The organism is Gilliamella sp. Choc6-1 (genome assembly GCF_001690385.1).
Classification (GTDB): Bacteria; Pseudomonadota; Gammaproteobacteria; order Enterobacterales; family Orbaceae; genus Gilliamella; species Gilliamella apicola_A.
The window spans coordinates 1-13,722 of sequence record NZ_LZHI01000015.1 but is presented as its reverse complement, the minus strand read 5'-3'; the positions used below and the strand labels follow the sequence as shown (position 1 = coordinate 13,722).

11 protein-coding genes, 1 tRNA gene, 1 pseudogene and 1 CRISPR repeat array are annotated in these 13,722 nt (G+C 34.2%); of the genes and pseudogenes, 7 read left to right on the top strand and 6 right to left on the bottom strand.

The window, feature by feature from the left end; translation table 11 throughout:
- Positions 1-217 precede the first annotated feature (217 nt).
- Positions 218-289, bottom strand: a tRNA-Arg gene (locus tag A9G36_RS01795).
- Between the two features lie 126 nt (positions 290-415).
- Here A9G36_RS01795 and A9G36_RS01790 point away from each other — a divergent pair.
- Positions 416-1,174, top strand: a complete 759-nt coding sequence (locus tag A9G36_RS01790; RefSeq protein ID WP_034945126.1) for an MlaA family lipoprotein — start codon at positions 416-418, stop codon at positions 1,172-1,174.
- 51 nt (positions 1,175-1,225) lie between these two features.
- On the opposite strand, the gene A9G36_RS01785 is transcribed toward A9G36_RS01790, so the two are convergent.
- Together A9G36_RS01785 and A9G36_RS01780 are read right to left on the bottom strand one after the other, a co-directional pair.
- On the bottom strand, positions 1,226-2,029 hold the full coding sequence (locus A9G36_RS01785) for a TIGR03915 family putative DNA repair protein (protein WP_065568733.1): 804 nt from the start codon (positions 2,027-2,029) through the stop codon (positions 1,226-1,228).
- Position 2,030: 1 nt separating this feature from the next.
- Positions 2,031-3,296, bottom strand: coding sequence for a putative DNA modification/repair radical SAM protein (locus A9G36_RS01780; RefSeq protein ID WP_065585322.1), 1,266 nt, complete (start codon positions 3,294-3,296; stop codon positions 2,031-2,033).
- A 259-nt stretch (positions 3,297-3,555) separates the two neighbouring features.
- Between A9G36_RS01780 and fabB the strand changes: the two genes are divergently transcribed.
- Together fabB and asnA are read left to right on the top strand one after the other, a co-directional pair.
- Positions 3,556-4,767, top strand: coding sequence for a beta-ketoacyl-ACP synthase I (gene fabB, locus A9G36_RS01775; RefSeq protein ID WP_034945116.1), 1,212 nt, complete (start codon positions 3,556-3,558; stop codon positions 4,765-4,767).
- Positions 4,768-5,446: 679 nt separating this feature from the next.
- On the top strand, positions 5,447-6,439 hold the full coding sequence (gene asnA / locus A9G36_RS01770; protein WP_065568731.1) for an aspartate--ammonia ligase: 993 nt from the start codon (positions 5,447-5,449) through the stop codon (positions 6,437-6,439).
- A gap of 444 nt (positions 6,440-6,883) precedes the next feature.
- Here asnA and A9G36_RS10460 read toward each other — a convergent pair.
- The 3 genes and pseudogenes from A9G36_RS10460 to A9G36_RS01755 all read right to left on the bottom strand — a co-directional run bounded on the left by A9G36_RS10460 (position 6,884) and on the right by A9G36_RS01755 (position 10,069).
- Positions 6,884-7,117, bottom strand: a pseudogene (locus A9G36_RS10460) (ABC transporter permease).
- Positions 7,118-7,415: 298 nt separating this feature from the next.
- Positions 7,416-8,636, bottom strand: coding sequence for an MFS transporter (locus A9G36_RS01760; protein ID WP_065568730.1), 1,221 nt, complete (start codon positions 8,634-8,636; stop codon positions 7,416-7,418).
- Positions 8,637-8,668: 32 nt separating this feature from the next.
- The gene (locus A9G36_RS01755) at positions 8,669-10,069 is read right to left on the bottom strand and encodes an aminotransferase-like domain-containing protein (protein WP_065568729.1); all 1,401 of its coding nucleotides are present in this window, start codon (positions 10,067-10,069) and stop codon (positions 8,669-8,671) included.
- 286 nt (positions 10,070-10,355) lie between these two features.
- Here A9G36_RS01755 and pdxS point away from each other — a divergent pair, with 286 nt between their 5' ends.
- The 4 genes from pdxS to A9G36_RS01735 all read left to right on the top strand — a co-directional run.
- Positions 10,356-11,219: a pyridoxal 5'-phosphate synthase lyase subunit PdxS gene (gene pdxS / locus A9G36_RS01750; protein WP_065585321.1), complete on the top strand. Its 864-nt coding sequence runs from the start codon at positions 10,356-10,358 to the stop codon at positions 11,217-11,219.
- Positions 11,219-11,812: a pyridoxal 5'-phosphate synthase glutaminase subunit PdxT gene (gene pdxT / locus A9G36_RS01745; protein WP_051825140.1), complete on the top strand. Its 594-nt coding sequence runs from the start codon at positions 11,219-11,221 to the stop codon at positions 11,810-11,812. The genes pdxS and pdxT overlap by 1 nt, the downstream gene beginning before the upstream one ends.
- 73 nt (positions 11,813-11,885) lie before the next feature.
- Positions 11,886-12,342: direct repeats of the CRISPR family, unit length 29 nt; unit sequence CGGTTTATCCCTGTGTATACAGGGAACAC.
- A 405-nt stretch (positions 12,343-12,747) separates the two neighbouring features.
- The gene (locus A9G36_RS01740; RefSeq protein WP_065585343.1) at positions 12,748-13,005 is read left to right on the top strand and encodes a transposase; all 258 of its coding nucleotides are present in this window, start codon (positions 12,748-12,750) and stop codon (positions 13,003-13,005) included.
- Positions 13,005-13,722: DDE-type integrase/transposase/recombinase (locus A9G36_RS01735; RefSeq protein WP_065585320.1), on the top strand; the 718-nt coding region annotated here is incomplete at its 3' end. The genes A9G36_RS01740 and A9G36_RS01735, both read left to right, overlap by 1 nt.

Genomic DNA, 13,722 nt, shown 5'->3' with positions numbered 1-13,722 from the left:
TATTAAAAAAATTAATTAATAAAAATGATTTACTAATACCAACCACTCTTGGTTTTCGTAAGTTATAAAAACTTATGAATAACGACAAACTAAACAATAAGTAATTTAATTTACACTATAGCTGCAATAATACTTTCTTTTTAGAAAGAAATATTATTTAGGAACTGTACTCAAAAGATTATTCAAAGGTAAGACATCAGATAAATACAATAAATTTTGACCCCAGCAGGAATCGAACCTGCAACTAGCCCTTAGGAGGGGCTTGTTATATCCATTTAACTATGAGGTCATAAGATTGCTTATTTTAATAAATTTAAAATAACAATGCCAATTAAATAACGAAAAATTTTGCATTTTGAGTAAACATGATACAATTACTTAAACTTAGACCTCATTATTTTTAATTGAAGATACTATGAAAAAAAGAATAATTGGTATTATGTTTTCTATAATGGCTCTCACTAGCTGTGCTTCTTATGAACCAGAAACGAACACATATAGTGATCCTCTATCTGGGTTCAATAAAGTCATGTTTAATGTCAACTATTATGCACTTGATCCGTATATTTTACGTCCAGCAGCCGTTGTTTGGAAAGATTATGTTCCAACACCATTGCGTAAAGGTGTAGTTAATTTTTCTTCTAACCTTTCTGAACCCGCTTCAATGGTCAATAGTTTATTACAGGGTGAAACTCAACAAGCTGGTAAACATTTTGCACGATTCTTTCTAAATACAGTCTTTGGACTTGCCGGATTGTTTGATGTCGCAAGCATTGCAGATCCTCAGTTACAAAAAGGTAATAGGCATTCTTTCGGTGACGTACTAGGGCATTACAAAGTTCCTTATGGACCATACGCTGTTTTACCATTTTATGGTTCAGCAACGTTAAGAGATGAAGGAGGTAGTATGATCGATACTCTTTACCCTCCGTTAGTTTGGCTTGATTGGCAATGGGCATTAGTACGAGGTGTCTTTGATGGAATAGAGGCACGAGCTGTTGCCATTGAATTTGAAGATCTGATTAAAAATAGTGATGATCCATATAATTTTATGCGTAATGCCTACTTCCAACGTCATGATTTTATTGTATCTGGTGGCAAAGTGGATGAAGGAAAACAGCAACAACGCCAAGAGTCCATTAATAGTTTTATCAACGATATTGATTCAGAATGACCTGTGATAGTAATAATCGTAAAAAAAACCGACTAATAATTGACGGTTTTTTTATTTGCCTTTCATTTCAGGTAAATAATGCCAAAATCGCTTCGGCATTTGTCGGCGTTGTAATTTAGGATTTTCTCTTTCTTTAATTGTTAATGCATTACAATAGCGAAGCCACATATTTTGAAAAAGTGTTTCATTAGGCGATAAATATTTTTGCCTAACTTGACCATTAACAATAAGATCATCTGGATCAGCAAGGGATATTTTTTCAATGCTTTCTAAATTATAAAAATATCCATACTGTCTTTTTTCATCATAAATTGCCCATTGCTGATCAGCAAAACGATCTTTAAAAAAATTCACTACTAAAGGTAATGCATTATAAACAGGAGCGACAACAGAAAAATAAATTTTGTCAGGTTGATTATTACCAGAATATTTAATGGGATTTTCAATAGTTGTAAAACGAACAAATTGCATCAAATAGTGCCTTTCCCTACTCACTTTTTTTGCTATATCTCGCACAAAAAGTACATCAGGATCGGCAAAATCTGTTTCAATTGAGTGCTTAGCCTTAAAAACTTTACAAATATAACGGAAAATAATTAAATCACTTTCGGGCAATTCCGATAACCAAACATAAATTAGCTGATTAAGGGAAGTAGTGCTTATTTTTTTTTCCAACGCTGTTTGCACACGCTCAAATTTACTATTGCGAAATTCGACAAAATGAGACTCAGTAACTAAAAGTGGCTCAACTTGCCCTTCTGTTAATAAACATTCTGGCATTTTTTTTAATTTAAAAGCATCAAAAACAGCACAAAGCAGTCCTTCAAAACTTTTATCATAATAAAATGCTAACATATCACCATCCCATCACTAACTGAGTAGGTACATTAGTTGATTTATCTTCAAGCAAAGAGGGTTCCTGTAAAGATAGCCGAATATATTCAGCCGATGAATCTAATAATTTAAATTTTTTCATTTCGTGGCAAATAATAAAAAATTGTGCACGTTTAAGTACTACACCAATACATTTCAAAGCATCAAGAGTTAATTTACGATGTCTTCTTGCCATAACAATTAATTTAGCTGATTTAACGCCAATTCCTGGTACACGCAGGATCTTTTGATAACTATCGCGATTAATATCGACAGGAAAAAACTGCAGATTACGTATAGCCCAAGAAAGTTTAGGATCAACGGCTAAATCAAGGTTAGGATATTTATCATTAACAATTTCATCGACATCAAAAGCGTAAAAACGCAATAACCAATCTGCTTGATATAATCGGTTTTCACGTACTCTTGGAACTTCTTTCACAACAGGCAATCTTTTATCATAACTATTTACAGGAATAAATCCCGAATAATAAACCCGCTTCATGCTAGGCCGTTTGTAAAGTTTAGCAGTTAATTGCAAAATCTGTTTATCCGATTCATCAGTTGCACCGATAATAACTTGAGTACTTTGCCCTGCAGGCACAAATTTAGGGGTTGATCGAATTTTTTTGCGATCTTCGATATTTTCTAACAAATTTTGATGAATTTGACGCATAGGTTGGTATATGCTTTGGTGATCTTTATCTGGTGCTAATAATTTGAGATTTTGCTCAGTTGGAATTTCTAAATTAACACTCATCCTATCAACTAATAAACCAGCTTGATTAATTAACTCGTTACTTGCGCCTGGAATCGCTTTCATATGTATATAACCATTAAAGCCATGCTCATTACGCAAAATCTTTACCACTCGAATCATTCTTTCCATGGTATGATCTGGACTTCTCACAATTCCGGAACTAATAAATAAGCCTTCAATATAATTGCGGCGATAAAATTCGATAGTTAAGTCAGCCAGTTCTTTAGTCGTAAATCCAGCTCTAGGAATATCGTTACTTTGTCGATTAATGCAATAAGCACAATCAAACATACAATAATTAGTCAGCATAACTTTTAATAATGAAACGCATCTTCCATCAGCAGTAAAAGTATGGCAGATACCACAATGACGTGCATTACCTATACCTTTATTTCGATTGCTTCGGGAAGATCCACTTGAAGCGCAAGAAATGTCATATTTTGCCGATTCGGCTAATATTTCTAGTTTAGCTATTATTTTTTCATTCATTTTGAATCTACCAATACTGTGTATTTATACAGTATACTATAATATTATTCTTTTCTGCAAGTAAATAATAGAAGTGAAGTCAGTTAAAAGCATGACTAGCTAAAAACTATAAAATATTAATAACGCTCTTTAATTAAACGATCAATATATTATTCAATTGGTAAAATAAAAAGATTATTAAGGTATTGTTCAGCTTACAAGTGTACGCTATAATTACCAAGGTCTTTATAAAGCATTTAATTTAGGAGCTGAACATTAAATGAAACGCGTTGTTATTACAGGGTTAGGTATTCTTTCAAGCATTGGGAATAATACTAAAGAAGTTTTAGAATCATTAAAAGTAGGTCGCAGTGGAATTACTTTTTCACAAGAAATGAAAGATAGCGGAATGCGTAGCCATGTATGCGGAAATGTCAAATTAGATACTACAGGTTTAATTGATCGCAAAGTAGTTCGCTTTATGAATGATGCTTCTATCTATGGCTATCTGGCATTACAACAAGCGATCGAAGATGCTAAATTAACCCCAGAACAAATCTCTAATCCACGTACAGGTTTAATTGCTGGTTATGGCGGTTCAACCAAAACTCAATACAATGTCGTTGCTGGAATGAAAGAAAAAGGATTACGTGGAGTTGGTCCTTATGCTGTAACAAAATCAATGTCATCGGCAATTTCGGCTTGTTTAGCGACTCCATTTAAAATCAAAGGTATTAGCTACTCAATGACATCAGCTTGTGCAACTTCGGTACATTGTATCGGTCACGCAGCAGAGCTAATTCAACTTGGCAAGCAAGATATTGTATTTGCAGGTGGTGGGGAAGAATTATGCTGGGAAATGTCTTGCGAATTTGACGCCATGGGTGCTTTATCAACAAAATATAACGACACTCCAGAAAAAGCGTCACGTGCTTATGATGCAAATCGTGATGGTTTTGTTATCGCTGGTGGTGCTGGTATGGTTGTTGTTGAAGAACTAGAACATGCTCTTGCACGAGGTGCTCATATTTATGGTGAACTAGTTGGTTATGGAGCAACATCAGACGGTCATGACATGGTTGCTCCATCGGGCGAAGGTGCAATGCGCTGTATGCAACTTGCCATTCAAGATTTAGATGTACCTGTTGATTATATAAACACCCACGGCACATCAACTCCAGTTGGTGATGTAAAAGAATTATGGGCAATCAAACAAGTATTTGGTGATAACATTCCTGCTATTTCATCAACAAAATCAATGACTGGCCACTCATTAAGTGCAACTGGTGCGCAAGAACTTATCTATTCATTATTAATGTTAGAACATGGCTTTATTGCACCAAGTATCAATATTGATGAGCTTGATGAAGTTGCAATTGGAATGAACATTATTACTGAACCTACTGAACGAGAACTAACAACAGTCATGTCAAATAGCTTTGGCTTTGGTGGTACAAATGCATCCATTGTCATGAAAAAATACAAAGCTTAATAAGCTATTGCGATTTTATCAACAAATAAAAAACCGTTCTTATTGAACGGTTTTTTATTATAGGTCATTAAAATAAATTTACACAAATGATTGAGTTTTTAAAATAGAAAAAATTAGATTTCGTTTCGTGAAATCAAAATTTGATGACTACTCAATAAGATATGGTTCAATTGATACAAAAATGTAGCAATATCATTATTTAGCACTATAGCAGCTTTTAATATTAGACATATTATTACTTATTTTAATCACAATGAAATGATTCTAATTGGTTTAACTGCATTAGGAAATGCTAACACACATTATTACTCAAATATCAATGATATAATATTTAAAATTTAAGAAAAGTTGGGCAAAAAGTAAAAGTTGAATTTATCCTTAATAATAAAAAATTGACATTTAAAGTGCCCAATTTTGTTGCTATGGTAAAACTCAAATTTAACCAATATTATTACTACCTATACAAACAAAAATTAATCTAAAAAAATATCACAGTTTAATTATGTTATACGATAAATAATCCCTAATATGATTCAATATTAAAGCAAAATAATTTTAGCTTACCTTGGGCTTTGTCGATCAAAAAAACTCCATATAAGCACTGATTGTTCTAACTTGCATATTTTTGTTTTCTAGTTTAATTTAGAAGTACTAATTAATGAATAATTAAAGAGTGGACATGACGACATCATTTATAGATCAGCAACAGCGCATAAGTTTTATAAAACAATTTTTTGCTAAGCAATTAGCAGAAAATTTATCACTTATTGAAGTACAAGCTCCTATATTAAGTCTAGTTGGTGATGGCATCCAAGACAATTTAGCCGGAACGGAAAAAGCAGTAAAAGTCAAAGTCAAAGCTATTCCTAATGCTCAATTCGAAGTTATTCATTCTCTTGCCAAATGGAAACGTAAAGTTTTAAGTGATCACCATTTTCAAGTTGGCCAAGGTTTATACACAGATATGAAAGCGTTAAGACCTGATGAAGATCAACTTACACCAATACATTCTGTCTATGTTGATCAATGGGATTGGGAAAAAGTAATACGGCCTGAAGATCGTACATTGGCCTATTTAAAACAAACTGTTGAAAAAATTTATTCAGCTATCAAAACCACTGAAAAAACAGTATCTGAAAGGTATCATTCATCACAATTTTTACCTGAATCCATTACATTTATGGAGAGTGAGCAACTGTTAAAACGTTATCCTAACCTTTCGCCGAAAGAACGAGAGAATGCAATCACCAAAGAATTAGGAGCCGTTTTTTTAATTGGAATTGGTGGTAAATTATCTAATAATGAAAGGCACGATGTCAGGGCTCCTGATTATGATGATTGGAGTTCCGATAACGAAATGGGTTCTAAAGGCTTAAACGGTGATATTTTGGTTTGGAATCCTGCATTAAATAGTGCATTTGAAATTTCATCAATGGGCATTCGTGTTAATCCAGAAGCCTTAAAACGTCAATTAAAAATTACTAATGACGAATCACTATTAAAATATACTTGGCACAAAGCTTTAATCAATGGTGATCTACTGCAAACGATTGGGGGAGGAATTGGGCAATCTCGTTTGGTTATGTTACTTTTGCAGCAAAAACATATAGGTCAAGTGCAAGCAAGTGTTTGGAACAAATCAACACATCAAAATTATACTAACTTATTATAAATATGTATATTTACTTCTCCTACCTTAAGCTAAGGCGGGAGAATGCTGCATTTTAACTATTTGAATTTTTTCATCTCTACTTAAAACCATATTGAACTAATTTTATGCGCCATTTAAGCAAATCTATATTACACAATACTGAGTTGTTTCAAATATCATTACAGATGATAATTCCCACTGTATTTAACTTCATAAATTATTCACTTTACTATTTGATAAGTATTTAACAAACCTGTTGATAACTCAATATTACTTTCACTATCAATAAGTTAATAATGAGGTCAAATAATGAGCTTCCATCAAAGCAATCTTATTCTTTAGAAAAAATCAAGTATTAAATTGATAAAAAATAACTAAAGTAAATAATTAAAAATATTTAAAACAAAATCAAAAGCGAATAAAGTAGGAAAAAGATTACCATTTTAATTTTAAACAATTCGACAACTATAAAGCCGTAATAAAAGCCATTAAACCAAAAATAACCCCTGGGAAATTAGCTATTGCAATTGGCCAATCCTTTTTTTCTCGTAAAAGACCATAACTCACTCACAATGCACAATTAATAGCGGCCGCCAGCGGCTGAGTCGGATTTGATTTAATGCCATGTAAATTATCTATTATTTGCGGAATATAAGAAAAATACAAGCCTAAAGAAGCAATAGTTGCAATAATACCCAAATAATGAAAAGCCCTTGCGGAAAGATGCAAAATTACCTCCTGATTAAAAAACCGAATCGATGGATTGAACTACAAGCACGAGTAACATTTATTATCAGTAATCTGAGCGATAAAAAAATAAATATTTATAACCTACCTTACTTATAATACGTCAAGAAAATGATTTGATAAACAGTCTCATCAATGACGTATTTTAAATCATCACTTCATATATTAAGCAACTCAATCAATATAAAGCGATTCATTGATAAAAGTATAAGTTTTACTAAATTGATACAACAACCAATTTATAAAGTAATCATCTTAATTGAAGTTGTTTGGTTTCTTTACCAAATGCAACTATCGAAATTATTGCAATTAAAACAGATAAACTGAAAAATGTGAAAATCGTACTAATTGAATATTTATTATTCATCAATACTCCCACCATTAATGGACCTAATATTCCTCCGACTCGTCCTACTGCTGCTGCCATACCAGAGCCCGTTGCACGAATGTTTGTTGTATATTGCTCTGGCGTGTAAGCATACATTGCTCCCCAAGCACCAAGATTAAAAAAGGACAATAATGCACCATATAATAATAATTGATTAGCTGATTCAGCCATACCAAACAGGTAAGCACTAACTAATGTTCCAAATAAATACATCACCAACACCCATTTACGCCCTACTCGCTCAATTAACCAAGCAACACTAAAATAACCAGGTAATTGAGCAATGGTCATAAATAGAATATATTCAAAACTCTTTACCATATCAAAACCTTTTATCATCATGACACTTGGTAACCATAAAAACATACCATAATAAGAAAAGACCACGCAAAACCAAACAATCCATAACATTAATGTTTGCCAACGAAATTCTTTCGATAACAGTGTCTTAATTTTTTTGATTACCGACTCTTTTTTTGAATCAGAATTTAACTGTCTATAAGATGGCGAATCAGGCAGGTTAGATCGTAAATACAACGCATAAAAAGCAGGAATCGCACATAAAATCATGGCACCACGCCAACCAACAACAGAAATGGGAATAATAAAGTATGCAATCAATGCTGCAAAAATCCAACCTATTGCCCAAAAGCTTTCAAGCAGTACAACAATTTTACCTCTCACTTTTGGCTCCACAATTTCACTTACCAAAGTAGAAGCGACAGGCAACTCACCACCTAACCCCATTCCAATAAAAAACCGTAAAATAAGCAAGCTACCAAGCCCCCAAGCAAAAGCGCTTAAACCACTTGCAATACTAAACATAAATAAGGTGAAAATGAGAGCAGCTTTACGACCTTTTTTATCAGCATAAATACCAAAAACAAAAGCACCAATTGCCATACCAATAGAATTAACACTACCAATCCATCCTAGTTGAGCTGGTGTAAGTCCCCAGTCTTGCTTTAATGCTGCTAATATAAAGGATAATAATCCTACATCCATAGCATCAAAAAGCCAACCTGTACCAGCTAGCCATAAAATTCTATTAAACGATAATGAAGATTTTTTAAAACTTTGCATAGTGAAAGCAGAATAACAAAATAGGTAAAGTATCAAATCAAATTCTGATCAAAATGTCCATAGCTTAATCTCACCTTACCAAGGTTATCACCAAAATCTGTACCTTGTGACACAATAATACCTTGTGATAATAACTGATTAAGTATTACTAACTCTTGAACAGCGGTATCTACGGGTAAAGATACGTATAAGTGAAAGCCACCTAATGGGGGGTGATAACTCACTTTGCCAACAAAACGATTATCAAGCCAATGCATTAACTGATTAGCTTTGACCTGTAATTGATTACGTAGCCACTGCTGATGTGTCCTATAATGGCTTTGTAAATATTCCTGTGCTAACAATTGTGGTAAAATGCTTAAACCTGAATCAATATGTTGACGAATCTTAGCTAAATTTTCAATAATTTCACGCGGTGCAACCATCCATCCTATTCGAATATTTCGTCCAATATATTTAGACAATGACCCTAAATAGATCACTTGATTGTAGCAATCAAATTTTTTGATTGGTAACGTGGTCAAATTATCATTAAATGCTAAACTACTGTAAGCATCATCCTCAACTATCCCTATACATTGAGATCGGCAAAAAGCAAGTACTGCTCTTTTCCTTATATCGCTCATAACAAATCCCATAGGGTTTTGAAAAATCGGGTTAAGAAAAATCCATTTAATTTTGTGTTGTTCCACTAATTTTTTTAAACTTTCAAGGATGATCCCTTCTTTATCACATTCAATGCCATATAAACGTAATCCAGCTGCCTGAAACAAAGGGAGTGAATAAAAATAAGAAGGTGATTCAATTCCTATCGCATCGCCAGGTTTTAATAAACCTTGAGTAATAAGAAATAAAGATTGTTGCGTGCCTGAAGTAATTAAAATCTGGTTAACATCCAACTGCATGGCAAATTGGATTTGCATATAGCGAGCAATTTGCAGTTTAAGAGAAGGCAACCCTAGTTGAATCTCATCGCTGTCTTTTTCGTACATTATCAACTCATTTAATGAAATATCAGGTAACAGCAATTTAGGAATCATTGCAGTTGGTAAGTCACCATTAGCCAAATCACAAATCCTTTTTTGCTGTTTGCGAATTTGTTCAGCTTTTTGATGATAAAATGATTTTTTATTTTGATAAAAGTGGGCAGGAAAATGCCAATTAATTGACGAATAAGCCTGTACTCCCCATTTTTGGTTATTAATATAAGTGCCACTACCTTGGCGGCGAATTAATACACCACGCTCAGTTAAAATATCCAATGCATGTACAACAGTCGAGCGATTTACCTGTAATTTTTTAGCCAGTTCACGTTCTGAAAGTAACCGCTCACCAATAATCAAAATACCTTGCTCGATATAATATTCGATCAAATGAATTATTTTTTTAAAAAGAGGTCCTTCAAATTGGGTTAATTTTTGTTTTTGCCACATTATTTTCTCTTTTATTAAAGAATTACAGTTAAATTTTGAATATTTTAGACCTATTTAAATCTATCATTATTGATATTCCCAAACTAAAATGGCTTATTGAAGCTTGATAGTTGGGCTACCTCTTTAACATCAATAAATCTAAACATTTTCTCTATGTTATAACACTAAATACAGCGCATTAAAAATCCCAAATTGGATGGCTTTATTATAATCCAATTGGCCGTTTCTTCTAGCCCTATACTCTTGAATAATACATAGCAAAACCAACTTTAATCAGGAGTATAAAATGAATCAAATTACAGGAACACAGACCGTTAAACGTGGTATGGCACAAATGCAAAAAGGCGGCGTAATTATGGATGTTGTTAATGCTGAACAAGCTAAAATTGCCGAACAAGCTGGTGCAGTTGCGGTAATGGCTTTAGAGCGAGTACCGTCAGATATTCGAGCTGCTGGCGGTGTCGCTCGAATGGCAGATCCTACTATTGTTGAACAAGTCATGAATGCTGTTAGCATACCTGTTATGGCTAAAGCACGTATTTTAGAATCAATGGGGGTTGATTATATTGACGAAAGCGAAGTACTAACCCCAGCCGATGAACAGTACCATCTTCTAAAAGATGAATTTACCGTGCCTTTTGTTTGTGGTTGTCGTGATTTAGGTGAAGCATTACGTCGAATTGGTGAAGGAGCATCAATGTTACGTACCAAAGGCGAGCCAGGAACAGGGAATATTGTTGAAGCTGTTCGCCATATGCGTAAAGTAAATGAACAAATCCGTTTGGTAACAGGAAAATCAAAAGATGAGCTAATGACTTTTGCTAAAGAAATTGGCGCACCTTATGAGCTTGTATTACAAGTAAAACAACTAGGTAAGTTACCCGTTGTCAATTTTGCCGCAGGTGGCGTTGCGATCCCTGCCGATGCGGCACTTATGATGCAACTGGGTGCAGATGGCGTATTTGTGGGTTCAGGCATTTTTAAATCTCAAAATCCAGAAAAGTTTGCCAAAGCCATTGTACAAGCTACTACTTATTTTGATGATTATCCACGATTAGCCGAATTATCAAAAGGATTAGGCGAAGCCATGAAAGGCATTGAAATCAGCACACTTACTCAATCAGAAAGAATGCAAGATCGAGGTTGGTAATGGCAAAATCATCCAAACTAAGCAAAGTTAAATACATTGGTGTGCTCAACTTACAAGGAGCGGTTAGTGAGCATATTTCGATGCTAAATAGTATCGATAATGTACAAGCAACACTCGTTCAAAAACCCGAACAATTAGCTAATTTAGATGGCTTAATTATTCCCGGCGGAGAGTCAACCACTATTAGTCGCTTAATAAAACAAAATGGATTAATAGAGCCAATAAAACAATTAGCTAAACAAGGTAAAGGAGTTTTAGGAACTTGTGCAGGGCTTGTGCTTTGCGGTAAAACCACAACACATAATGAAGTAGAACAGCTTGGCTTAATCGATATTAGTGTTGAGCGCAATGGCTTTGGGCGACAAATTAACAGCTTTGAAACACTTTTAAATATTGAACTAATCGGTCAACAAATTCCTGCTGTTTTTATACGGGCACCGTATATTATAAAAGCAAGTAAACAAGTCAAACAACTTGCTTTCGTTAATGATCATTGTGTAATGGCACAACAAGATAATATCTTGGTTTGTTCATTTCACCCTGAGTTAACGGTAGATAACCGCATTATGCGATATTTTATAGATAGGTATTAAGGATTTTATGGATTGAGAAACCCTGTGTATACAGGGAACACGCCGTCCAGTTATGTCTCGAGTACCTGTATAGGGGTTTATCCCTGTGTATACAGGGAACACTACCAATCTTGCAGTGTTAATCGCTCAATAATCGGTTTATCCCTGTGTATACAGGGAACACAATTTCTATTTTGCTTATTTTACCGCATTTTGCGGTTTATCCCTGTGTATACAGGGAACACCTATCTCCATCGTATCCTTGTCGGGAGGTAGTCGGTTTATCCCTGTGTATACAGGGAACACGTACAAATACTACATCCCCTTTTGAGATTGCAACGGTTTATCCCTGTGTATACAGGGAACACATACATTTTATCCCACGCTGCCATCAGCTTTTCGGTTTATCCCTGTGTATACAGGGAACACATAAATGAGCTAATTGAATTTGTTTCATTTCTCGGTTTATCCCTGTGTATACAGGGAACACGTGGGCAAAAGAAGTTCACGGCGTTACACGAGCGGTTTATCCCTGTGTATACAGGGAACACTCTAATTGTAGCTATTTGTTTTATTTACAGTTATAGCGACCAACAAATTCTACCAGATTTTTTAAATTTTTAAAGATTTTTAACTTATTGATTTTTAATAAGTCGTAAGTAGGCTTTTTCCAATTTCTATCGTTCCACCAAGAAATACCAATTTTTAATTTAAATTCAAAAAGATATAAATATTCGAATGTACCTAAACAAAAAATATTATCTTTTACTCTCGTATTAGCGTGAGCTTTGCCCTACTGATTTATGGTATATTTTTTACACACGTTCACTATCATACAAGGTTTATTATCCACTGAATTACTATCGATTGTTTAATATAGAATGTAACTATCCCCTAAAATAGTACAGCAAAAAAGTAGAAAATTCTCTATGATAAAAGTAAAAGAGGATTTAATTATGAAAAAAATGACTGAACATCAAATTGTCGCTATTTTAAAAGAAGCTGAAGCGGGTATTCCGGTTAAAGAACTGTGCCGTAAATATGGCATAGGTAATTCAACTTTCTATAAATGGCGAGAAAAATACGGCGGAATGGAAACTTCGGATATCAAACGCTTAAAGGAGCTGGAGGCTGAAAATCGCAAGCTTAAGCAGATGTTTGCCGAACTGAGCTTAAAATCCCAGCTTCAGGAAGAAATCATAAAAAAGCTTTAGTGCCCACAAAGGCACGTAAAACGTGGGCACAGCAACTACAACAAAATCATTCAGTTACTATTACTATGAGTTGTGCCATTGTTGGCTTAAGCCTTTGTGCTTACTATTATAAACCTAAGTTACCGGATGATTCAGTGATTATTTCGGTGTTGAATGCTATCACGGAAAGGCATTTACGCTGGGATTTTCCTAAATGTTTTAATCGTATCAGAAAGCTCGGCTATAAATGGAATCATAAACGGGTATATCGGGTGTATTGTGAATTAAAGCTTAACCTCAGGGTAAAGCGTAAAAAACGTATTCCTCTACGATGCCCGGAAAGGTTATTAGCCCCCAATAAACAAGGTGAATGTTGGTCAATGGATTTTATGAGTGACAGTAGTCGTAATCAACGTCGCTTTAGAACATTCAATGTCATCGATGACTTTAATCGTGAGGCGTTAGGGATTGATATTGCAGTAAGCTTACCAGCAGGAAGGATTACCCGTTACTTAGATAAACTGGCCGAATATCATGGATATCCATTAAAAATACGAGTAGATAATGGACCAGAATTTACAGGAAAAACCTTTATAAACTGGGCTAAATCACATGATATAGCCATTGATTATATAAAGCCCGGTAGCCCTTATCAAAATGGTTACATTGAACGATTTAACCGGACTTATCGAACTGAAGTGTTAGATTTATATCTTTTTAACAACCTAGCGCAAGCAA

Excerpts from the sequence above, each read along its gene's own strand:
- A9G36_RS01790 (WP_034945126.1), top strand. The coding sequence starts at position 416 with ATGAAAAAAAGAATAATTGGTATTATGTTTTCTATAATGGCTCTCACT.
- A9G36_RS01785 (WP_065568733.1), bottom strand. The coding sequence starts at position 2,029 with ATGTTAGCATTTTATTATGATAAAAGTTTTGAAGGACTGCTTTGTGCT.
- A9G36_RS01780 (WP_065585322.1), bottom strand. The coding sequence starts at position 3,296 with ATGAATGAAAAAATAATAGCTAAACTAGAAATATTAGCCGAATCGGCA.
- fabB (WP_034945116.1), top strand. The coding sequence starts at position 3,556 with ATGAAACGCGTTGTTATTACAGGGTTAGGTATTCTTTCAAGCATTGGG.
- asnA (WP_065568731.1), top strand. The coding sequence starts at position 5,447 with ATGACGACATCATTTATAGATCAGCAACAGCGCATAAGTTTTATAAAA.
- A9G36_RS01760 (WP_065568730.1), bottom strand. The coding sequence starts at position 8,636 with ATGCAAAGTTTTAAAAAATCTTCATTATCGTTTAATAGAATTTTATGG.
- A9G36_RS01755 (WP_065568729.1), bottom strand. The coding sequence starts at position 10,069 with ATGTGGCAAAAACAAAAATTAACCCAATTTGAAGGACCTCTTTTTAAA.
- pdxS (WP_065585321.1), top strand. The coding sequence starts at position 10,356 with ATGAATCAAATTACAGGAACACAGACCGTTAAACGTGGTATGGCACAA.
- pdxT (WP_051825140.1), top strand. The coding sequence starts at position 11,219 with ATGGCAAAATCATCCAAACTAAGCAAAGTTAAATACATTGGTGTGCTC.
- A9G36_RS01740 (WP_065585343.1), top strand. The coding sequence starts at position 12,748 with ATGAAAAAAATGACTGAACATCAAATTGTCGCTATTTTAAAAGAAGCT.